This is a genomic window from Streptomyces sp. NPDC027672, from assembly GCF_055566335.1.
Genome location: NZ_JBVHSO010000006.1, coordinates 358,504 through 378,920, shown reverse-complemented (window position 1 = coordinate 378,920; position 20,417 = coordinate 358,504). Strand labels below are relative to the sequence as shown.

Sequence of the window (20,417 nt, the reverse complement as noted above, 5' to 3'; positions counted from 1 at the left end):
TTCGGGTGCGCGGGGTATCCGGTTCCTGAACACTTGTCCCCCGAATGGCCACATGCCTTCCGCATAGGCCAATTGGGGGGCGCCCAGGCGGTTATGGACCTTCGGGCGGGGGCACACGTCCGGGTATGGGCTGGACGCACGACTACAGTGACGCACCCCGCAACCGCCGCTCGGCCACGGGCCTGAGCACGCCTCAGCGAGGCACCCCGCAACTCGCGGAAGGCGACCCTCGGGTGGGGATCCCGCACATCCTGCGCCGCCGGGCCCGCTGGGTCTCGGTGCGCCTGCGCCACCCGAGGCCCTGACCGCCCCGTCGTCCTACAGGGCGCAGCTGTCCGTGCCCACCTGCTCGTTCGCCGTGCGTCCCCGCTCGATATCGGCCTCGATCTCGTCCGCCGTCAGGGCGTAGCCGGTGTCCGCGTCGTCGAGGGACTTGGCGAACACCACGCCGTACACCTTGCCGTCCGGGGTGAGCAGCGGGCCGCCGGAGTTGCCCTGGCGGACGGTGGCGTACAGGGAGTAGACGTCGCGGCGGACCGTGCCGCGGTGGTAGATGTCCGGTCCGTTGGCCGTGATGCGCCCGCGCACGCGCGCGGCCCGCACGTCGTACGCGCCGTTCTCCGGGAAGCCCGCGACGATCGCGCCGTCCCCGCCGGCCGCGTCCGGCCCGGCGAACCGCAGCGCGGACGTCCGCAGGTCCGGTACGTCGAGTACGGCGATGTCGCGCTTCCAGTCGTACAGCACCACCCGGGCGTCGTACTTGCGGCCCTCACCGCCTATCTGCACGCGCGGCGCGTCCACCCCGCCGACCACGTGCGCGTTGGTCATCACCCGGCGGTCGGCGAAGACGAAGCCGGTGCCCTCCAGGACCTTGCCGCAGCTCTGGGCGGTGCCGGTGACCTTGACGATGGAACGCTGGGCGCGGAAGGCGGCCGGGCTGCGGGCGAGGGCCGGGTCGGGCGGCTCCACGTCCTTGATCGGCTCGTCCGAGAACGGGCTGAAGACCTGCGGGAAGCCGTTCTGCGCGAGGACGGCGGAGAAGTCCGCGAACCAGGTGTCGGCCTGCGCGGGCAGCGCCCGGGAGACGCCGAGCAGCACCTTGGAGCCGCGGACCTCCTTCCCGAGCGTGGGCAGGGTCGTGCCGGCCAGGGCGGAGCCGATCAGCCAGGCCACCAGGAGCATGGCGACGACGTTGACCAGCGCGCCGCCGGTGGCGTCCAGGGCGCGGGCCGGGGACCGGGTGATGTGCCGGCGCAGCTTGTTGCCGAGGTGGGTGGTCAGGGCCTGGCCCACCGAGGCGCAGACGATGACGACCACCACGGCGACGACGGCGGCGGTGGTGCCGACCCGCGCGTTGCCGGTCATCGCGTCCCAGATGACGGGCAGCGCGTACACGGCGACCAGGCCGCCGCCCAGGAAGCCGGTCACCGACAGGATCCCGACGACGAAGCCCTGGCGGTAGCCCACCACCGCGAACCACACGGCCGCGACGAGCAACAGGATGTCCAGCACGTTCACTGCTTCAGGCCTCGCCTACTCACTCCGCTCCCAGCAGCTCGGCCGGGGTCCGGGGGCCGACCCCCGGGGAACACAGCTCGGGGATCACCCTGTCATGCGCGCCAGTCGAGCGGGACCTGCTTCTCCCGGTCCCAGGGGCGCTCCCAGCCCGCGTAGTGCAGCAGACGGTCGATCACCCCGGCCGTGAAACCCCACACCAGGGCCGATTCGACCAGGAATGCCGGACCGCGGTGGCCCCGGGGGTGGACGGCGGTGGCGCGGTGGGCGGGGTCGGTGAGATCCGCCACGGGCACCGTGAAGACCCGCGCGGTCTCGTTCGGGTCGACCACGCCGACCGGGCTGGGCTCGCGCCACCAGCCCAGCACGGGCGTGACGACGAAGCCGCTGACCGGGATGTACAGCCGGGGCAGCACACCGAAGAGCTGCACCCCGGACGGGTCGAGCCCGGTCTCCTCCTCCGCCTCGCGCAGCGCGGCCCGCAGCGGGCCCTCGCCCTGCGGGTCGCCGTCCTGCGGATCGAGCGCGCCGCCCGGGAAGGACGGCTGGCCCGCGTGCGAGCGCAGGGAGCCCGCGCGCTCCATGAGCAGCAGCTCCGGGCCGCGCTCCCCCTCGCCGAACAGGATCAGCACGGCCGACTGCCGCCCCGAGCCGTTCTCCGGCGGCAGGAAGCGGCTCAGCTGGAGCGGCTGCACCGTCTCGGCGGCGCGCACGACGGGCGCCAGCCAGTCCGGCAGCCCCTCCTTGCTGAGCGCCACCGGACCGCCCTGCGTGTCGCTCGTCCTCGTCATCGCCACCCCCGTCGCTTCGCTGACTCCAACGCCCGGGAGCACCGAAATCGTTCCGTCACGCGGCCCCCAGCGGCGGCGCCGGTGTGCCGCCCGCGTCGAGGTAGGCCTGCGGCGGCCGCAGCCGCTGCCCCGGGAAACCGCCCTTCTCGTATTTCAGCAGCTTCCTGGCCTTCTCCGGGTCGGTCTCGCCCTCGCCGTAGGCCGGGCAGAGCGGGGCGATGGGACACGCGCCGCAGGCGGGCTTGCGGGCGTGGCAGATGCGGCGGCCGTGCCAGATGACGTGGTGGGACAGGTCGGTCCAGTCGCTCTTCGGGAAGAGCGCGCCGACGGCGGCCTCGATCTTGTCGGGGTCGGTCTCGTCGGTCCACTTCCAGCGCCGGACCAGCCGCTGGAAGTGGGTGTCCACGGTGATTCCGGGCCGGCCGAAGGCGTTCCCGAGAACAACGAAGGCGGTCTTGCGGCCCACGCCGGGCAGGGTCACCAGATCCTCCAGCCTGCCGGGCACCTCGCCGCCGAAGTTCTCGACGAGCGCCTTGGACAGCCCTATGACCGACCTGGTCTTGGCCCGGAAGAAGCCGCAGGGACGCAGGATCTCCTCGACCTCCTCCGGATTGGCGGCGGCGAGGTCCTCGGGAGCGGGGTACCTGGCGAAGAGCGCCGGGGTGGTCTGGTTGACGCGCAGGTCGGTGGTCTGGGCCGACAGCACGGTGGCGACCAGCAGTTGGAAGGGGCTGTCGAAGTCCAGCTCCGGGTGGGCGTACGGGTACACCTCGGCCAGCTCGCGGTTGATGCGGCGGGCACGGCGGACGAGGGCGGTGGGGGACTCGCCGCCCGGCGGTGTGACGGCGATCTTCCGGACGGGCGCGGCCTTCTCGACGGCCGGCCCGGCGGACGCGACGGCCGCGGCGGACCCGCCCTTCCCGGCCGGGGCGGCGCGCTTGGCGGCAGCCGCCTTCTTCGCCGGGGCGGCACGCTCGGCCGGGACCGCCTTCTTCGCGGCCGCCACCTTTTTCACGGCCTTCTTCGCGGTCTTCCCGGCAGGTGCCGCCTTCTTGGCCGCCTTCTTCGCAGCAGCAGCCTTTTTGGACGATTTGCCCGTTTTATTACTTCCTTCGGGCTCGCGTTCGCCCACAGCGGAATCGCGCCGTACAACCACCCGCCCAGCCCCCTTGCCCTCTGCTCTCACCGGCGATTTGGACACCCGGCCAGCCTAAAGCCCGGCACCGACATCCGCCCCGGACCCGGCGGACCGGTCCCCGAACGGACCCCTGACGCTTACCCCGGGACACCCGTACGGCATCCTTGTGACAGATCACACTGTTTGGACCGTCCGGCAAAATGGGGAACACGGACCCCTGGCACACGGGGGAACACCATCCCCTGAGCAGGTCGACAAGGAGAGAACTCGTGGACGACGTCCTGCGGCGCAACCCGCTCTTCGCGGCTCTCGACGACGAGCAGGCCGCGGAGCTTCGCGCCTCCATGAGTGAGGTGACCCTCGCACGCGGCGACTCCCTGTTCCACGAGGGCGACCCCGGCGACCGGCTCTACGTCGTCACGGAGGGCAAGGTCAAGCTGCACCGCACCTCCCCCGACGGCCGGGAGAACATGCTCGCCGTCGTCGGCCCCGGCGAGCTGATCGGCGAGCTGTCGCTGTTCGACCCGGGCCCCCGCACGGCCACCGCGACCGCGCTGACCGAGGTCAAGCTGCTCGGTCTCGGCCACGGCGACCTCCAGCCCTGGCTGAACGCCCGCCCGGAGGTGGCGGGCGCCCTGCTGCGCGCCGTCGCGCGCCGGCTGCGCAAGACCAACGACGCCATGTCCGACCTGGTCTTCTCCGACGTCCCCGGTCGCGTGGCCCGGGCCCTGCTGGACCTCTCCCGCCGTTTCGGCGTGCAGTCCGAGGAGGGCATCCACGTCGTCCACGACCTCACCCAGGAGGAGCTGGCCCAGCTCGTCGGCGCCTCCCGCGAGACCGTGAACAAGGCCCTCGCGGACTTCGCCCAGCGCGGGTGGCTGCGCCTGGAGGCGCGGGCCGTGATCCTGCTGGACGTGGAGAGGCTGGCCAAGCGGTCGCGCTGACGCGCCGGCCCGCGCGGGGCACGGTGGTCCCATGACCGCACCGCTCCCCCGCCCCGGACTCGACGCCGAGGGCTTCCTCGTGCGCGAGGGCTCCCTCGCGCACGTGCCGGACGCCTTCCGCCCGGTCGTCTCCGCCGTCCGCTCCCGGCTCCCGGACGTCTTCGGGACGCGGCTGCACAGCGCGTACCTCTACGGCTCGGTCCCCCGCGGCACCGCACGCGCCGGCCACAGCGACCTGGACCTCCTGGTCGCCCTGCACGCCGAGCCGGCCGACGCAGACCGGGAGGCCGTACGAGCCTTCGGCGCGGCCCTGGACCGGGAGTTCGGGCAGATCGACGGCGTGGGCACGCTGCTCTACGGCCGTGAGCGGCTGCTGAGCGACCTGGAGCGGTACGACCTGGGCTGGTTCACCGCCTGTCTGTGCACCCCGCTGCTCGGCGACGACCTCGCCGCGCACCTGCCCCGCTACCGCCCCGACTCCCGGCTCGCCCGGGAGACCAACGGCGACCTGGGGGAGATGGCCGGGGCGTTCGCCGTGTACTACCCGGAGCGGGCCGCGCAACTGCGTACGGCGGCGCGGTACGGCCACGAGCCCGTCGGTGATCCGGACGTCCTGCGGTCGTACGTGGACGACCTCGGGCCCTGGCTCGCGGGCGAGTACGCGCGCGTGCACGGCGTCAAAGCGCCCCGTCCGGCCGGCCAGGGGGCCGCTTCCGCCCCCTGAATCCGGCCCGGCCCGGTTCCTGCCCCGTGAGGGGCCCTAGATCAGGCCGTGCTCGCCGAGGTAGTCCAGTTGGGCCCGGACCGACAGTTCCGCCGCCGGCCACAGCGAGCGGTCCACGTCGGCGTAGACGTGGGCGACGACCTCCGCCGGGGAGCGGTAGCCGTCCTCCACCGCGGTCTCCACCTGGGCGAGCCGGTGGGCGCGGTGGGCGAGGTAGAACTCCACGGCGCCCTGGGCGTCCTCCAGGACCGGCCCGTGGCCCGGCAGGACGGTGTGCACGCCGTCGTCCACCGTCAGGGACCGCAGCCTGCGCAGCGAGTCCAGATAGTCCCCGAGCCGGCCGTCCGGGTGCGCCACCACGGTCGTACCGCGGCCGAGGACGGTGTCACCGGTCAGCACCGCCCGGTCGGCCGGGAGATGGAAGGACAGCGAGTCCGCGGTGTGCCCCGGGGTCGGTACGACCCTCAGCTCCAGGCCGCCGACCGTGATCACGTCCCCGGCGGCCAGGCCCTCGTCACCGAGGCGCAGGGCCGGGTCGAGGGCACGCACGCGCGTGCCGGTCAGCTCGGCGAACCGGGCCGCGCCCTCGGCGTGGTCGGGATGGCCGTGGGTCAGCAGGGTCAGCGCTATGCGCCGGCCGGCCTTCTCGGCCGTGTCCACGACAGCGCGCAGGTGGCCGTCGTCGAGCGGCCCGGGGTCGATCACCACGGCCAGTTCGGATCCTGGTTCGGCCACGATCCAGGTGTTGGTGCCGTCCAGGGTCATCGCGGAGGCGTTGGGCGCGAGGACGTTGACCGCCCGTTCGGTGGCCGGCCCCGACAGGGCACCGCCCCGGGGCTGGCCCGGCAGGGCGCTTGCGTCGGTCATACGGGGCCTCCACCGGGCGTCTCAGCGGCTGTCGGAGCGGTCAGGGGCGCGGACGCCTGCGCGGCCGTCCCCGGGGCCGTCGAAGCGGTCACCGGCTCGGTCGCCGGCGTGGTCGGGACGTGCTGGGTGAACTCGTCGTGGCCGGGCCAGGACAGGACGATCCCGCCGTCCCGCAGCCGGGCGCGCGCCAGCACCGGCGTCATGTCGCGCGCGGGCGCGGCGGCCAGCGCCTCGGCCGCGGTGCCGTACGGAAGCAGCTGGCGCAGGGTGGCGATGGTGGGCGGCATCATCAGCAGCTCGCCCCGGTCGTACCCGGCGGCGGCCTCGGCCGGGCGGATCCACACCGTGCGGTCGGCCTCCGTGGAGGCGTTCCGGGTGCGCTGCCCCGCGGGCAGCGCCGCCACGAAGAACCAGGTGTCGTAGCGGCGGGCCTCGAACTCGGGGGTGATCCAGCGGGTCCAGGCACCCAGCAGGTCCGCGCGCAGCACCAGGCCGCGCCGGTCGAGGAACTCGGCGAAGGACAGCTCGCGCGCGACCAGGGCGGCGCGGTCGGCCTCCCAGTCGTCCCCGGTGGTGTCGCCGACGACCGACTCCGGGTCCGGGCCGGCCAGCAGCACACCGGCCTCCTCGTACGTCTCCCGCACGGCCGCGCAGACGATCGCCTGGGCGGCCGCCCCGTCGACGCCGAGCCGCCGCGCCCACCAGGCGCGCGCGGGGCCCGCCCAGCGGATCTGGCGGTCGTCGTCCCGCGGGTCGACACCGCCCCCGGGATACGCGTACGCGCCTCCGGCGAAGGCCATGGAGGCGCGTCTGCGCAGCATGTGGACGAGCGGGCCGGCCGGGGTGTCCTTCAGGAGCAGCACCGTGGCCGCGCGCCGGGGGGTCACCGGGGTGAGCGTGCCGTCCGCGAGCGCGCGGATGCGGTCCGGCCACTCCGGTGGGTACCACTGACCGTTCGCCATGGCCGGAGGCTATCCCGTGTAGGGCGATTGTTCGAGAGGTGCCCGAGACCGGCGGGCGGGCGGCTACGGGACGAGTTCCACCTGGATCTCGACCTCGACCGGCGCGTCCAGCGGCAGCACCGCGACACCGACCGCGCTGCGGGCGTGCACGCCCTTGTCGCCGAGCACCTCGCCGAGCAGCTCGCTGGCGCCGTTGACGACGCCGGGCTGCCCGGTGAAGTCGGACGCCGAGGCGACGAAGCCGACGACCTTCACCACGCGCGCGATGCGGTCCAGGTCGCCGGTGACGGACTTCACGGCGGCCAGCGCGTTCAGCGCGCAGGTACGGGCCAGCTCCTTGGCCTCCTCGGCCGTGACCTCGGCGCCCACCTTGCCGGTCACCGGCAGCTTGCCCTCCACCATCGGCAGCTGTCCGGCGGTGTAGACGTACACCCCGGACCGCACGGCCGGCTGGTAGGCGGCCAGCGGCGGTACGACCTCCGGCAGGGTCAGACCCAGCTCGGCCAGCCTGGCCTCGACCGCGCTCACGCCTGCTTCTCCCGCTTCAGGTAGGCCACGAGCTGCTCGGGGTTGGGCCCGGGCACGACCTGGACGAGCTCCCAGCCGTCCTCGCCCCAGGTGTCCAGAATCTGCTTCGTGGCATGGACGAGCAGCGGCACGGTTGCGTATTCCCACTTGGTCATGGGCCGACTGTAACCGCTGTGCCCGGCGGCCCGGTGACCCGCGTTATCCACAGCCTCGCGCGTGGCCGTCGCCCGGACTGGTTAGTCTCGAAGGCGTGAGCAGGCTCCAGGTCGTCAGCGGCAAGGGCGGGACCGGAAAGACGACGGTCGCCGCCGCACTCGCGCTGGCCCTCGCGACCGAGGGGAAGCGGACGCTTCTCGTGGAGGTCGAGGGCCGGCAAGGCATCGCCCAGCTCTTCGAGACGGAGGCGTTGCCCTATGAGGAGCGGAAGATCGCGGTCGCTCCGGGCGGCGGGGAGGTGTTCGCCCTCGCCATCGATCCGGAACGGGCCCTTCTGGACTATCTCCAGATGTTCTACAAACTGGGTGGCGCCGGCCGGGCCCTGAAGAAACTGGGCGCGATCGACTTCGCCACCACCATCGCGCCCGGCCTCAGGGACGTCCTGCTGACCGGCAAGGCGTGCGAGGCCGTGCGCCGCAAGGACCGCTCCGGCGCGTTCGTGTACGACTACGTGGTCATGGACGCCCCGCCGACCGGCCGCATCACCCGCTTCCTGAACGTGAACGACGAGGTGGCGGGCCTGGCGAGGATCGGCCCGATACACAATCAGGCCCAGGCCGTGATGCGGGTGCTGAAGTCCCCGGGGACGGCGGTGCACCTGGTGGCGCTGCTGGAGGAGATGCCGGTCCAGGAGACCGCCGACGGCATCGCCGAACTCCGCGCGGCCCAACTGCCGGTGGGCCGGGTCATCGTGAACATGGTCCGCCCGGAGGTACTGGACGCGGCCGATCTGGAACTCGCGTCGGCCGTGGAGCGTTCCTCGGTCGCACGGGCGCTCTCGGCGGCCGGTCTGGGCGGGGCCCGGCGCGGCGGGGACGCCGAGAAGCTGGTGGACCCGCTGCTGGAGCAGGCCGCGGAGTACGCCGAGCGGTACACGCTGGAACAGGAGCAGCGCGCGGTCCTCGCCGGGCTGGGCCTGCCGCTGCACGAACTGCCGCTGCTCGCCGAGGGCATGGACCTGGCGGGCCTGTACGAACTCGCCACCGAGCTGCGGAAGCAGGGGTTGTCATGAGTGCGGACCCGGCCGAGGCATCCGAGGCGACGGAGACGGCTGAGGTGTCCGGGGCCTCCGGGACGGCCGCGGGGTCCGGGGCGGCCGCGGGGTCCGGGGCGGCCGCGGGGTCCGGGGCGGCCGCGGGGCCTGAGCAGGGCCGCCGGCTCTCCCCCGCGCGCGTGCTGGACGTGGACCCGCTGATCGACGACCCGAAGACCCGGATCGTGGTGTGCTGCGGCTCGGGCGGCGTGGGCAAGACGACGACCGCGGCGGCCCTCGGGCTCCGGGCCGCCGAGCGGGGCCGCAAGGTGGTCGTCCTGACCATCGACCCGGCCAGGCGGCTGGCCCAGTCCATGGGCATCGACTCCCTCGACAACGTGCCGCGCCGGGTGAAGGGCACCGAGGGCGACGGCGAGCTGCACGCCATGATGCTCGACATGAAGCGCACCTTCGACGAGGTCGTGGAGGCGCACGCGGACTCCGAGCGGGCCGCCGCGATCCTGGCGAACCCCTTCTACCAATCGCTCTCGGCGGGCTTCGCGGGCACGCAGGAGTACATGGCGATGGAGAAGCTGGGCCAGCTGCGGGCGCGGGAGGAGTGGGACCTCATCGTGGTCGACACGCCGCCGTCCCGTTCGGCGCTGGACTTCCTGGACGCGCCCAAGCGGCTCGGCTCCTTCCTGGACGGCCGGCTCATCCGCCTGCTGACCGCGCCGGCGAAGCTGGGGGGCCGCGCGGGGATGGCCTTCCTGAACGTCGGCATGTCGATGATGACCGGCACCCTCGGCAAGTTGCTGGGCGGTCAGTTGCTGAAGGACGTACAGACGTTCGTGGCCGCGATGGACACCACCTTCGGCGGCTTCCGCACCCGCGCGGACGCCACCTACAAGCTGCTCCAGGCGCCCGGTACGGCCTTCCTGGTGGTGGCGGCCCCGGAGCGGGACGCGCTGCGCGAGGCGGCGTACTTCGTGCAGCGGCTGGCCGCGGAGAAGATGCCGCTGGTGGGTCTGGTGCTGAACCGCGTCCACGGCAGCGGTGCCGGGCGGCTGTCGGCCGAGCGGGCACTCGCCGCCGCGGAAAATCTTGAGGACCCCCGCATTGTGGATCAGGGGGGCGGGAAAGCTGGACTTCGTAACTCTTCTGATCCAACCGGCAGTTCATCTGATCCCGCGGCCGAGACCGCGGTCGCCGCTCCCGACGAAGGCTCCCCCGCCGACGCGGAACGCTCGGTCGACCGGCTCACGGCGGGCCTGCTGAGGCTGCACGCCGATCGCATGCAGTTGCTCGCGCGCGAGCAGCGCACGCGCGATCGCTTCACCGCCCGCCACCCCGAGGTGGCGGTGGTCGAGGTGCCCGCGCTGCCCGGCGACGTCCACGATCTCGCGGGCCTGCGCGACATCGGAGACCGCCTGGCGGGCGAACGGCCGGAAGGACGGGGACACATATAGGCGACCGGGTCATCCGTGCACGGGTCATCCGCGCATGGACCGTCTGCACAGGTGCGGACGGGCCGTACAGCCACCGGCCGTGCGGGACCGCCCGTGCGGGGCCGTGCGGGACGGGACCTGGTCGTGTGGACAGCGGCCGTATGGCACTGGCCGTGCGGGCACGGAACGTGTGGCACGGGCACGCGCGCGTACGGCAGGAGCGTGCGCGGGCGGTCGTGGGTGTACGCGGCAGGCGCGGTGTACGCGGGTATCGCGGGAGCAGCCGCGGTGGACGCGGGTGTGCGCGCGGACGGCCGGGGGCGCGTGCGCGGCGGGCGTCGTTCACCCGACTGGGGCGGCTGCCAGAAGTGGGGGGTCGCTCCGCGATGGGGCCACGCCCGGTGGGGCCGGCCTGCCGGTGCGGTGCGCCTCTGGCGCCTGCCGAAGCGGTGCCTCTGGAGCGCGCCTGCGGTGGCGGCGTGCTGGAGAGGGGTGCCACGGGAGCGTGCGGAAGGGGGTGCCCTCAGCTCACCGCGGCGTAGCTCTCGTACACCTCGTCGCTGTCGAGGGGCACGATCCCGGCTCCCCGCTCGTACTCCGAGCGGGCGGTTTCCAGCAGTCTGCGCCAGGAGGTCACGGTGGGCCGCCGGCGCAGCAGCGCGCGGCGCTCCCGCTCCGTCATGCCTCCCCACACGCCGAACTCCACCCGGTTGTCCAGCGCGTCGGCCAGGCATTCCGTGCGTACCGGGCATCCGGTGCACACCGCCTTGGCCCTGTTCTGCGCTGCTCCTTGAACGAACAGTTCATCCGGATCGGTAGTGCGGCAGGCAGCCTGCGCACTCCAGTCGGTTACCCAGCCCATACCGGCGCCGTCCTCTCCCGAATCCAGGCTCCCCCACGGCGGCAGCGGCATATTCACCGCCGCCAGTTGAGGACGTTACGGAAGGCGGGCACACCGCAACACCCCCTTCGGGCCCAATCTTGAATGGCCCGAACGGACTATGGGTAAGCGGCAGATCACCCGCGGGAGTGAGCTGGCGACATTCGTGGTTATCCCGACAAAGCGGGGCAGTCGCGGTATGCCACACCGGGCGTCGGGCGACACACCCGGCGAATTCGGGCCCGCCCCTCCCGAAAAAGGGCGGACGCCCCGGTAATTCCGGGCCGGGTCCGGAACGGCTCGCCGCCGTCGTACGTATGGAGAGATGACCGCTCGGTTGTGACAGTTGAGAGCAGCTTAGGCCAAGGCCTGTCAGCGTGTCCGGCGAATGAGAACGTACGCGTTCTGTTTTACCGGGCCGTGACGGAGACCGGCGCCCCGCCCGGCTCCCAGGGACGCCGACGGCGCCGGCGGTGCCGTCGGTACATCACGATCCGGCACTCGGAACATCCCGAGAAGCGGTCGCTCCCTCGGAACGCTCAACAGTACGGATTAGGCTGCCCCCATGCCAAAGAAGCGCTCGGGCGGCGGTCTGTCGCCCATGCAGCAGGCCGCCAAGTTCCTCGGTGTCAGTGTGCTCGCCGGAGCCGTGATGGCGGGCATCGCGCTGCCCGCGGCCGGCGCGCTGGGCCTCGCGGCCAAGGGCTCGGTCCAGGGTTTCGACGAGATCCCGGCCAATCTGAAGAGTCCCCAGCTGAGTCAGCGCACCACGATCCTGGACGACCAGGGCAAGCAGATCGCGACCGTGTACTCCCGCGACCGTACGGTGGTCGACCTCAAGGACATCTCGCCGTACCTGCAGAAGGCGATCGTCGCGATCGAGGACTCGCGCTTCTACAAACACGGTGCCGTGGACCTCAAGGGCGTCCTGCGCGCCGTGAACAAGAACGCCCAGGAGGGCGGGGTCGCCCAGGGCGCCTCCACGCTCACCCAGCAGCTAGTGAAGAACTACTTCATCGAAGAGGCCGGCGACGATCCGACCAAGGTCGCCGAGGCCACCCAGCAGACCCTGGGCCGCAAGATCCGCGAGCTGAAGTACGCCATCCAGATCGAGGACAAGCTGGGCAAGAAGAAGATCCTCGAGAACTATCTGAACATCACTTTCTTCGGTGAGCAGGCCTACGGTGTCGAAGCCGCCGCCCAGCGCTACTTCTCCAAGCACGCCAAGGACCTGAACGTCCAGGAATCGGCGCTGCTGGCCGGCATCGTGCAGTCTCCGAGCCGGTACGACCCGGTCAACGACGAGGCGGAGGCCACCAAGCGGCGCAACATCGTGCTGCAGCGGATGGCTGAACTCGGCGACATCTCCCAGAAGGAGGCCGACCAGGCGAAGCAGACGCCGCTCGGCCTGCACACCAGCCGCCCCAAGAACGGCTGCATCACCGCCGTGAAGGGCGCCGGCTTCTTCTGCGACTACGTCCGCCAGGTCGTCCTCACCGACCCGGTCTTCGGCAAGTCCAAGGAGCAGCGGGCCAAGCTGTGGAACCGGGGCGGCCTGACGATCCGTACGACGCTCGACCCGCAGGCGCAGCAGTCCGTGCAGGAGTCCATCAAGGACCACGTCTACAAGAGCGACCCCGTGGCGACCGCCGCGACCATCGTCGAGCCCGGCACCGGCAAGATCCTCGCCATGGGCCAGTCCCGCCCGTACGGCGTCAACGTCAGGAACGACGAGACGACGATCAACCTGTCCGTCAACCACGACATGGGCGGAGGCGTCGGCTACCAGCCGGGTTCCACGTTCAAGCCGATCGTCGCCGCGGCGGCCATCGAGGGCGGGAAGCCCGCGACGCAGGAGTACTCGTCGCCGTACGAGATGACGTACCCGAGCCCGGTCTCCGCGTGCGACGGCAAGACGTGGCGCGACGACCCGCGCAAGCCCACCAAGCTGACCAACGAGAACGAGGAGGAGCACGGCCCGTACGGCATGAAGGAGGCGACCGCCAAGTCGGTCAACACCTACTACGTGCAGCTGATCAGCGACATCGGCATCTGCCCGGTCGTCGACATGGCCAAGAAGATGGGCGTGCACCGCGCGGACGGCCGCCAGCTCCGCCAGGCGCCCTCCATCGCGCTCGGCACCCAGGAGATGTCCCCGCTGACGATGGCGAGCGCGTACGCCGCCTTCGCCTCGCGCGGCATGTACTGCACCCCGGTCGCCATCGAGTCGGTCACCCGGAAGGCCGGCAGCGAGCAGAAGTCCCTGGAGGTGCCGAAGTCGACCTGCTCACGGGCGATGTCGGAGAACACCGCGGACACGGTGAGCACCCTCCTCAAGGGCGTGGTCGAGGACGGCACGGGCCAGGAGGCCGGCCTCGGCAGCCGCGCGAGCGCGGGCAAGACGGGTACGACGGACGAGCGGTTCGCCGCCTGGTTCGTCGGCTACACGCCGAACATGGCGGGCGCGGTCTGGGTCGGCGACCCGCAGCACAAGCGCAAGATGACCGCCATCACCATCGGCGGCATCCCGCACGACAAGGTTTACGGCGGTGAGGTCCCGGGCCCGATCTGGCGCGACATGATGAGCGGCGCGCTGGACGGCAGGCCGGCGCCTGACTTCCATCTGGTCGACATCCCCGACGGCTCCCACGAGGACGGTGATCAGGGAAAAGGCGACAGGGGGGCGACGGACGGCAGCAACGGGGACACGCCGGGACAGGTGACCGGGGGACCGACCGGCGGGCCGACGGGCGGGGGAACCGCTGACGGCGGCACCACCGGTGCCACCGGCGGCACGACCGGCACGGCCACCGGCGCTCCCCGTAACCCGTTCCCGACGCCGACGCTCTCCTTCCCCGAGGGCCTCTTCGAGGGCCAGACGAACGGCGGAACCGGCAGGAACGGACACGGAGGCGGCCGGCACTAGGCCACGCTCTCCGGACACGACAGCGGGGCCGCACCTCTGGGAAGGGGTGCGGCCCCGCTGTCGTGGAGCCTCCTCTGGGAAGGAGTGAGGCTCCGCTGTCGTAGGAGCGTTGCCGCGTCTCTGGGGAGGGGTGCGGCCCCGCGGCCGTAGGAGCGTTGCCGCATCTCTGGGAAGGGGCGCGGCCCCGCGGCCGTAGGAGCGTGGGTCAGGAGGGGGCGGCGGCGGACGCTCAGCCCTGGAGCAGCTTCTTCACCGCGGCGGCGACCCGGCCGCCCTCGGCCCGGCCGGCCACCTTCGGGTTCACGATCTTCATGACGGCGCCCATGGCCCGCGGCCCCTCGGCGCCGCCGGCCTTCGCCTCCTCCACGGCCTGCGCGACGAGCGCGTTCAGCTCCTCGTCGGACAACTGCTTGGGCAGGTACTCGGCGAGCACCTCACCCTCCGCCTTCTCCCGCGCGGCCTGCTCGGCACGGCCGCCCTGCGCGAACGCGTCGGCCGCCTCACGGCGCTTCTTCGCCTCACGGGTGATCACCTGGACGACCTCGTCGTCGGAAAGCTCCCGCTTCTCCTTGCCCGCGACCTCTTCTTTGGTGATCGCGGCGAGCGTCAGCCGGAGCGTCGAGGAGCGCAGCTCGTCACGCTCCTTGATCGCGGCGTTGAGGTCGTCGTGCAGCTTCGACTTGAGCGTGGTGGTCATGACGCGATTGTCGCAGGTGCACGGCTGCGCACGCCCGCCCATTTAGCGGCCGGACGCATGCCGGTACCGAGGCGGGATGTACTCCCGGTCCCGGCGTGGGGACGCACGCCGGCCCGTCCACGCGAGCACGCGGCGCGCTCGCCAGGCCGCCCGCCCGTCCACGTGACCGGCGGACGTCCCGCCGCGCCCGGCCGGTCTGAGACGATGGACACATGCGCGCGCGATACGGAATTCCCCTGGGAATCATGGCGGCCGGCGCCGCCGGTCTGGTGTATGCGGCGGGCTTCGAGGCCCGCTCGTTCCGCCTCCGACGGGTCACGGTCCCCGTCCTCCCGCCGGGCATGCGCCCGCTGCGCGTGCTCCAGGTCTCCGACATCCACATGGTGAGCGGCCAGCGCAAGAAGCAGCGCTGGCTGCAGTCCCTGGCGGGGCTGCGCCCGGACTTCGTGATCAACACGGGCGACAACCTGTCGGACCCGGAGGGCGTCCCCGAGGTACTGGACGCCCTGGGCCCGCTGCTGGAGTTCCCCGGCGCGTACGTCTTCGGTTCCAACGACTACTACGGCCCCAAGCTGCGCAACCCCGCCCGCTATCTGCTGGAGAAGACGAGCGGACGCCACGGTCTGAACGGCAACCCGCCGGCGGTGGGCGCGATCCACAACCCGTGGGAGGAACTGCGGGACGGCTTCGACGCGGCGGGCTGGCTGAACCTGACCAACACGCGCGGAGTCCTCAAGGCCGAGGGCGCCTCGATCGAGCTGACCGGCCTGGACGACCCGCACATCAAGCGCGACCGCTACGCCCAGGTGGCCGGCGGGCCCTCGGGGACGTACGACTTCTCGCTCGCGGTGGTCCATGCGCCGTACCTGCGGGTACTGGACGCGTTCACCGCGGACGCCTACCCCTTGATCCTGGCCGGCCACACCCACGGCGGTCAGCTGTGCGTCCCCTTCTACGGCGCCCTGGTCACCAACTGCGACCTGGACACGGACCGGGTGAAGGGCCTGTCCACGCACACGGCGGAGGGCCGTACGTCCTACCTCCACGTCTCCGCGGGCTGCGGCACCAATCGCTACACCCCGGTCCGCTTCGCCTGCCCGCCGGAGGCGACACTGCTGACGCTGGTGGAGAGGGCGTAGAGAACGACTGGAGCGGCGAGCAGCCCGGCGGCCGGGGGTGATCGCCGGGGGGCGGGCTGGGCGAGTGATCGCGGAGGGGCGGGCGACTGGTCCGGCGGCCGGAACGAACGAGCACCGGCGCGGACGACTGATCCGGCGGCCGGGCCGAACGATCGCCCGGCCGTGCCTGGCTCGCTGGCTGGCCGGCTGCCCCGCACCTCGGCCCGTCACCCACCCGGCCCAGCCCACCTGGCCACCCCCCTCCCCCGCTCCTAGCGTGAGGGGCATGACCGCCCCGATACCCAGGGACATCCCGGACCTGCCCGCGGTCCCGGGCCCGCCCGTCCTGCTGCCCGCCCCGGTGCCGGCCACGGCGGTGGTGGCCCCGGCCCGCCGCCCGCCGGCCGCGGTGTTCCGCCTCCTGACCGCGGTGGCGGCGGCCGGCGGAGTCACGCTGGAACTGCTGCTGGGCAGCCCGGCACGCGTCCTGAGCTACTTCAGCGTCCAGGCCGACATCCTGCTGGCGGTGGTCATGCTCTTGTCGGCGACGAGGGCTTGGCGGGCCCGCCGCCCGCTCCCCTCCGCCGTGACAGGCGCCACGCTCCTCTACGCCGTGATCGGTGCGCTGGTCTACCACCTGCTCCTGGACCACACGACGCCCCCGTTCTCCATGACCGGTGCGACAGCCCCTCCGGAGCGGTGGCACGCCGAGTGGACGGCCCTCCAGGTGCTGCACGTCCTGGTCCCGGCGGCAGCGGTACTGGACTGGCTCCTCCTCACCCCCGCGGCCCGCCTGCACCTCCGCCAGACCGCGGCGTGGCTCCTCTACCCACTGGCCTACCTGGCCTTCTCCTTCATCCGGGCCGCCGTCCTCCCACCGTCCGAGGCCTCGCGCTACCTCTACCCCTTCCTGGACGTGACGGCCCACGGCTACCGCAGCACCCTGGCGAACGCCCTCCTGCTGGGACTAGCGGTCTACGCCCTGGCCGTCCTCCTGGTCACCCTGGACCACGGCCGCCCGTCCCCGACCCGCCACCGCCTCTGAACCGGATTTCGTCTACGGCCCCCGGTGGGCTAAAGTAAACGACGTCGCCGCGAGAAGCAGCGACACCGGGGTGTAGCGCAGCTTGGCAGCGCGCTTCGTTCGGGACGAAGAGGTCGTGGGTTCAAATCCCGCCACCCCGACAGCCATAACAGCAGGTTAGGCACTTACTGAATTCAGTAAGTGCCTAACCTGCTTTTGCGTGCGTGTCTACGACCGCCGCGCTCCTGCGCGCCGAAGATGCCGTCCATGACCACGGCGCCGGTCGGGATCACGGGCCGGATCTGCTCCCATCAGCGATGAGCCGATCCCACCCCCTGGTCGTCGAACTGCTGCCAGAGAGCGTCCACGCAGCGCGCCGGCGAGGATGGCCCCGCTGGCTCCCTGTGTGACAGGTGACCGGGCTCACCGTTCCGTGGAAAGAGGCCGGTACCGTCGAGGCGTTGTCCGATCTGGTGGGGAGTGGACGGATGGATCGCAGAGGCTTCCTCACCATCACGGGAGCCGCCCTGACCGGGCTCACGGCGAGCTGGGTGGACGCGCTCCCCGCCATGGCCGCGGCGCTCAACGGTGACCAGGTCACCAACACGATGGTCTCGACGATCGAGCAGCGCATCGGCACTCTCCGTACGCTCGACGACCAGCTTGGCGGCGCTCGACTGCTGGAACAGGCGCGAGGCGACCTGGCTCTGGTCACCGGTCTGCTCGGCGGCGGCCGTTGCACGGACAAAGTCAGGCTCCGGCTGTACGCGCTGGCGGCCCGCGTGTCGCACCTGGCCGGATGGATGGCCTACGACGCCAGCCTAGGATCCGCAGGGAGAGCCGCCCCTCGGGACAAGCGGTACGGTCCAGCCGTCTGGCCGAGGCGCGGCTCGCCGGCGGTGACCTGGAGGGTGCGTTGGACGCCGGGAACTACGGAGCCGGACTGCTGGAGGACTGCGTCGGATCCGTCCGGGCCCTCGACCGCCTCAAGGAGTTCTCCACACGGCTGGAGCCGCACAAGTCCGTTCCCTCCGTACAGGAGTTCCGCGAGCGTCTGCGGGAATTGTCCGTCGCCGTTTGATGTCGATCGCCTGACCACCGGGGGCGAGCCCGTCTCGGTGACGAGGGCTGCAAGACTGCCAGGATGGCCGGCATGACGACGATCTACGGCGAGGGCGACCAAAGGAGCGACCGCAACCGCCGTGCACATGCTGGCCGAGCGCGGAGCACTCGACCTGGACGCGCCCGTCGCGACGTACTGGCCGGAGTTCGCCGCGAACGGCAAGGCGGACATCCCGCTGCGCTGGCTCCTGTCACACCAGGCCGGCCTGGTCGCGCTGGATCAGCCGGTGCCGTTGAAGGAGGCGCTGGCCTGGCACCCGATGGCGGCGGCACTGGCCGCGCAGCACCCCTTCTGGACTCCGGGCACAGCGCACGGCTACCACGGCCGTACCTGGGGATGGCTGGTCGGCGAGGTGATCCGACGGGTGTCCGGTCGCTCACCGGGCCGCTTCTTCGCCGACGAGATCGCGGCCCCACTGGGCTTGGACTTCTTCATCGGCCTGCCCGCCGGCGAACGCGACCGAGTGAGCCGCATGGTCTACCAGCGACCGGACGTCGACCTCACCACCCTGCCCACCGAGTCGGTCCCCGAGGAACTCCGCGAGCAGGTCGCCGCCTGGCGGGACCCGAACTCGTTCAGCAACAGGGCGTACGCCGTCACCAATCCTCCCGAGATCGACTTCGACTCACCGGAGGTGCAGGCCGCGGAGCTCCCGGCCTCCAACGGCATCGGCACCGCACGCGCTCTTGCGCGCATGTACGCCGCGCTGATCGGCGAGGTGGACGGCGTGCGCCTGCTCTCCCCGGACGCCCTGGCGGCGGCGACCGAGGAGCAGGCCAGCGGGAAGGACCAGGTCATGCTGATCCCCAGCCGCTTCAGCGCCGGGTACATGCTGCCCACCGAGAGCAACCCGATGCTCGGGCCGAGCTCTTCCGGTCACACCGGCCGAGGGGGATCACTCGCCTTCGCCGACCCGGAGCACGGTGTTGCATTCGCCTACGCGATGAACCGCGTCATCGGAGGCGGCGACGATGTGCGAGCGGCCACGCTGGTCGAGGCAGTGCGCCGATCTCTGGCGTAATGACCTGGCGCTCACACGGTGTGATCATTCGGCGAGTCATGTACCGCTTCACTTACAGGCGGCGACAAGTACGGGGTCGGCTGGTACTGCTGTTGCGGCTGTCAAGTCCGCCAGTCGGGCCGACAGCGTCGCCTCCGCCAGGCGTGGCGGCAGCGCATTCCCGAACTTCGGCCCTCGCACGGCCCGTTCATCGACTGCGGGAAGGCAGAGCCGGTCCGGAGCGTCGCTCAGCGCTTCCTTGAGGGGGCGGCCAGGGGCCGCCAGGTCGAAATCGATCAGGGCAGCGGCACGGCCGTGGCGGAAGACGACGTTTTCCGGGCACACGTCGTTGTGGCACAGCATCGTTCCCCCCTCCCGGTCGGCCAGGTCCCGGGGCCACTCGGCATGGGTGTCGAACTCGACGGCCGCGCTGTTCTCATGCAGACGCCGCAGCAGGCTCCCCACCGATTCGAGGGCGGAACGCGTCATCGCCCAGTCCGGGAACGGTGGCAGAGCCACGTCGCCAGGGATGAAGGTCAGCTGTTCACGGCCATCTTCGGTGAGACCGATGAAGGCCGGCGCTGCGTCGAAGCCATGCTCCTTCAGCGCCAGGAGGTAGGCATGCAGGGCGCGCGCGTTGCGCGGCGCCGGGCGCTCCACCAGCGCACCACGGCGGAAGACCGCCCCTGCGTTCGCCATGCCGCCGACCAGCGCCTCGCCCCCAGCCGTCATGACGATCACGCTACCGTCAGATCGACCCCGCGCGGGCCGGTCCCCGAACTCGCGCGAACAAGCACCCAAGACTCACCCGCAGGACGAGGATCAGGTGGAGCGTCGAGCGCCTTGTCTTCGAACTCGGGGAGGAGGTGCTCCTCGATGTGGCGCTTGTAGTTCTGCATGGTGGAGGCTGCCAGGTCCTGGGCCTCGTACCAGCGGTTCGCGTACTCGCCGAAGGTCTCCTGGCCGAGGGCCGGGTCGCGCCAGTCGCCGCGACGGTCCTTGTTCTCGGCCTCGGCCGCTGCACGCTGAGCCTCGCCCCGAGAGTGATCAGGGTGAGTTGAGTTGCGGGCTCTACGCTATGAGCCTTGACGGCGTTGCGTCAGCGGATCGTCGTGAAGCTCACGACCGGGCCGTCCTCCGTTTCGCTCGCGACGACCTGGAACGAGCGGTCCGGGAAGGTGTCGTGCAGGCACCTGTGCCAGGAGCGAGCGATCTCCTCGGCCAGGGCTTGGGCGGCGGCCTCGGAGTCGGAATCCTCCGGGATGTCGATGTAGAGCGCCAGGCGGAACTGGTTCAGCGTCGCCTCGATCGAGGTGGCGTCCCCACGCAGCTGCTCGTACCAGCTGCGGAAGTTGCCGGGCTCGTAGACGCGGTCCCACAGGACGCATCCCTCCACTTCCACGAAGCGGGGCATGAACGCGCGTGAGAAGGCCGCCCACTCGCCCAGTCCTGCCTGCTGCGACAGGTAGTCGAGGTAATCGGCGTCGTCACCGACCGCCTGTGTCCACTCCCGCACATCCCGGACTCTCAGCGGGTCCATCAT

The 20,417-nt window shown here is 71.7% G+C and carries 19 protein-coding genes, 1 tRNA gene and 3 pseudogenes; 11 read left to right on the top strand and 12 right to left on the bottom strand.

The annotated features are described in order from the left end of the window. The first annotated feature begins 125 nt into the window (after positions 1-125). Positions 126-305 (top strand): hypothetical protein, encoded by a 180-nt coding sequence (locus ACZ4SV_RS17590; RefSeq protein ID WP_365873769.1) that lies wholly within the window; start codon positions 126-128, stop codon positions 303-305. A gap of 13 nt (positions 306-318) precedes the next feature. Here ACZ4SV_RS17590 and ACZ4SV_RS17585 read toward each other — a convergent pair whose 3' ends face one another. The 3 genes from ACZ4SV_RS17585 to nth form a co-directional block, all read right to left on the bottom strand. Next, positions 319-1,518: a MarP family serine protease gene (locus ACZ4SV_RS17585; protein WP_397967939.1), complete on the bottom strand. Its 1,200-nt coding sequence runs from the start codon at positions 1,516-1,518 to the stop codon at positions 319-321. 92 nt (positions 1,519-1,610) lie between these two features. After that, a complete protein-coding gene (locus ACZ4SV_RS17580; protein WP_397967940.1) occupies positions 1,611-2,306 on the bottom strand; it encodes an NUDIX hydrolase in 696 nt (231 codons plus the stop codon). A 55-nt stretch (positions 2,307-2,361) separates the two neighbouring features. Next, the gene (nth, locus tag ACZ4SV_RS17575) at positions 2,362-3,438 is read right to left on the bottom strand and encodes an endonuclease III (RefSeq protein WP_468005234.1); all 1,077 of its coding nucleotides are present in this window, start codon (positions 3,436-3,438) and stop codon (positions 2,362-2,364) included. Between the two features lie 275 nt (positions 3,439-3,713). Here nth and ACZ4SV_RS17570 point away from each other — a divergent pair, with 275 nt between their 5' ends. Both ACZ4SV_RS17570 and ACZ4SV_RS17565 read left to right on the top strand, forming a co-directional pair. Then, entirely contained in the window at positions 3,714-4,388 is a 675-nt protein-coding gene (locus tag ACZ4SV_RS17570; protein WP_014674022.1) for a Crp/Fnr family transcriptional regulator, read from the top strand. Positions 4,389-4,419: 31 nt separating this feature from the next. Next, positions 4,420-5,112, top strand: a complete 693-nt coding sequence (locus ACZ4SV_RS17565; protein WP_468005232.1) for a nucleotidyltransferase domain-containing protein — start codon at positions 4,420-4,422, stop codon at positions 5,110-5,112. 36 nt (positions 5,113-5,148) lie between these two features. Here the strand turns inward: ACZ4SV_RS17565 and ACZ4SV_RS17560 are convergent, their stop codons facing one another. The 4 genes from ACZ4SV_RS17560 to ACZ4SV_RS17545 form a co-directional block, all read right to left on the bottom strand. Next, positions 5,149-5,979: an MBL fold metallo-hydrolase gene (locus ACZ4SV_RS17560; RefSeq protein WP_397943663.1), complete on the bottom strand. Its 831-nt coding sequence runs from the start codon at positions 5,977-5,979 to the stop codon at positions 5,149-5,151. Beyond that, positions 5,976-6,941, bottom strand: a complete 966-nt coding sequence (locus ACZ4SV_RS17555; RefSeq protein ID WP_468005229.1) for an NUDIX hydrolase — start codon at positions 6,939-6,941, stop codon at positions 5,976-5,978. The genes ACZ4SV_RS17560 and ACZ4SV_RS17555 overlap by 4 nt, the downstream gene beginning before the upstream one ends. Positions 6,942-7,004: 63 nt before the next feature. Further along, positions 7,005-7,469 (bottom strand): RidA family protein, encoded by a 465-nt coding sequence (locus ACZ4SV_RS17550; protein ID WP_365873784.1) that lies wholly within the window; start codon positions 7,467-7,469, stop codon positions 7,005-7,007. Then, on the bottom strand, positions 7,466-7,624 hold the full coding sequence (locus ACZ4SV_RS17545) for a DUF4177 domain-containing protein (RefSeq protein WP_009189813.1): 159 nt from the start codon (positions 7,622-7,624) through the stop codon (positions 7,466-7,468). Before ACZ4SV_RS17545 ends, ACZ4SV_RS17550 begins: the two co-directional genes overlap by 4 nt. Before the next feature lie 95 nt (positions 7,625-7,719). Between ACZ4SV_RS17545 and bagA the strand changes: the two genes are divergently transcribed. Together bagA and bagB are read left to right on the top strand one after the other, a co-directional pair. Further along, on the top strand, positions 7,720-8,697 hold the full coding sequence (gene bagA / locus ACZ4SV_RS17540) for an ATPase BagA (protein ID WP_468005226.1): 978 nt from the start codon (positions 7,720-7,722) through the stop codon (positions 8,695-8,697). After that, positions 8,694-10,127 (top strand): ATPase BagB, encoded by a 1,434-nt coding sequence (bagB, locus tag ACZ4SV_RS17535; RefSeq protein WP_468005224.1) that lies wholly within the window; start codon positions 8,694-8,696, stop codon positions 10,125-10,127. Before bagA ends, bagB begins: the two co-directional genes overlap by 4 nt. Positions 10,128-10,629: 502 nt before the next feature. Here the strand turns inward: bagB and wblA are convergent. After that, positions 10,630-10,968 carry a transcriptional regulator WblA gene (wblA, locus tag ACZ4SV_RS17530; RefSeq protein ID WP_365873790.1) on the bottom strand — a complete coding sequence of 113 codons (339 nt, stop codon included), beginning with the start codon at positions 10,966-10,968 and terminating at the stop codon, positions 10,630-10,632. Between the two features lie 583 nt (positions 10,969-11,551). Between wblA and ACZ4SV_RS17525 the strand changes: the two genes are divergently transcribed. After that, positions 11,552-13,912 carry a transglycosylase domain-containing protein gene (locus ACZ4SV_RS17525; RefSeq protein ID WP_468005221.1) on the top strand — a complete coding sequence of 787 codons (2,361 nt, stop codon included), beginning with the start codon at positions 11,552-11,554 and terminating at the stop codon, positions 13,910-13,912. Positions 13,913-14,141: 229 nt separating this feature from the next. Here the strand turns inward: ACZ4SV_RS17525 and ACZ4SV_RS17520 are convergent, their stop codons facing one another. Continuing rightward, positions 14,142-14,609, bottom strand: coding sequence for a GatB/YqeY domain-containing protein (locus ACZ4SV_RS17520; RefSeq protein ID WP_365873794.1), 468 nt, complete (start codon positions 14,607-14,609; stop codon positions 14,142-14,144). 212 nt (positions 14,610-14,821) lie between these two features. On the opposite strand from ACZ4SV_RS17520, the gene ACZ4SV_RS17515 reads away from it, so the two are divergent. The 5 genes and pseudogenes from ACZ4SV_RS17515 to ACZ4SV_RS17495 form a co-directional block, all read left to right on the top strand. Further along, complete coding sequence (locus ACZ4SV_RS17515; protein WP_365873796.1) at positions 14,822-15,748, top strand: metallophosphoesterase; 927 nt, start codon at positions 14,822-14,824, stop codon at positions 15,746-15,748. A 265-nt stretch (positions 15,749-16,013) separates the two neighbouring features. Then, a complete protein-coding gene (locus ACZ4SV_RS17510; protein ID WP_468005219.1) occupies positions 16,014-16,772 on the top strand; it encodes a Pr6Pr family membrane protein in 759 nt (252 codons plus the stop codon). Positions 16,773-16,838: 66 nt separating this feature from the next. Further along, a tRNA-Pro gene (locus ACZ4SV_RS17505) sits at positions 16,839-16,912 on the top strand. Between the two features lie 174 nt (positions 16,913-17,086). Next, positions 17,087-17,832: pseudogene (locus ACZ4SV_RS17500) on the top strand (transcriptional regulator); the annotation flags it as partial. 94 nt (positions 17,833-17,926) lie between these two features. Then, a pseudogene (locus ACZ4SV_RS17495) lies at positions 17,927-18,895 on the top strand (serine hydrolase domain-containing protein); the annotation flags it as partial. 48 nt (positions 18,896-18,943) lie between these two features. Here ACZ4SV_RS17495 and ACZ4SV_RS17490 read toward each other — a convergent pair. From ACZ4SV_RS17490 to ACZ4SV_RS17480, 3 genes and pseudogenes are all read right to left on the bottom strand, one after another. Beyond that, positions 18,944-19,615, bottom strand: a complete 672-nt coding sequence (locus ACZ4SV_RS17490; RefSeq protein WP_468005217.1) for a phosphotransferase — start codon at positions 19,613-19,615, stop codon at positions 18,944-18,946. Between the two features lie 95 nt (positions 19,616-19,710). Continuing rightward, positions 19,711-19,917: pseudogene (locus ACZ4SV_RS17485) on the bottom strand (tyrosine-type recombinase/integrase); the annotation flags it as partial. 56 nt (positions 19,918-19,973) lie between these two features. Further along, entirely contained in the window at positions 19,974-20,414 is a 441-nt protein-coding gene (locus ACZ4SV_RS17480; RefSeq protein ID WP_468005215.1) for a hypothetical protein, read from the bottom strand. Positions 20,415-20,417 lie beyond the last annotated feature (3 nt).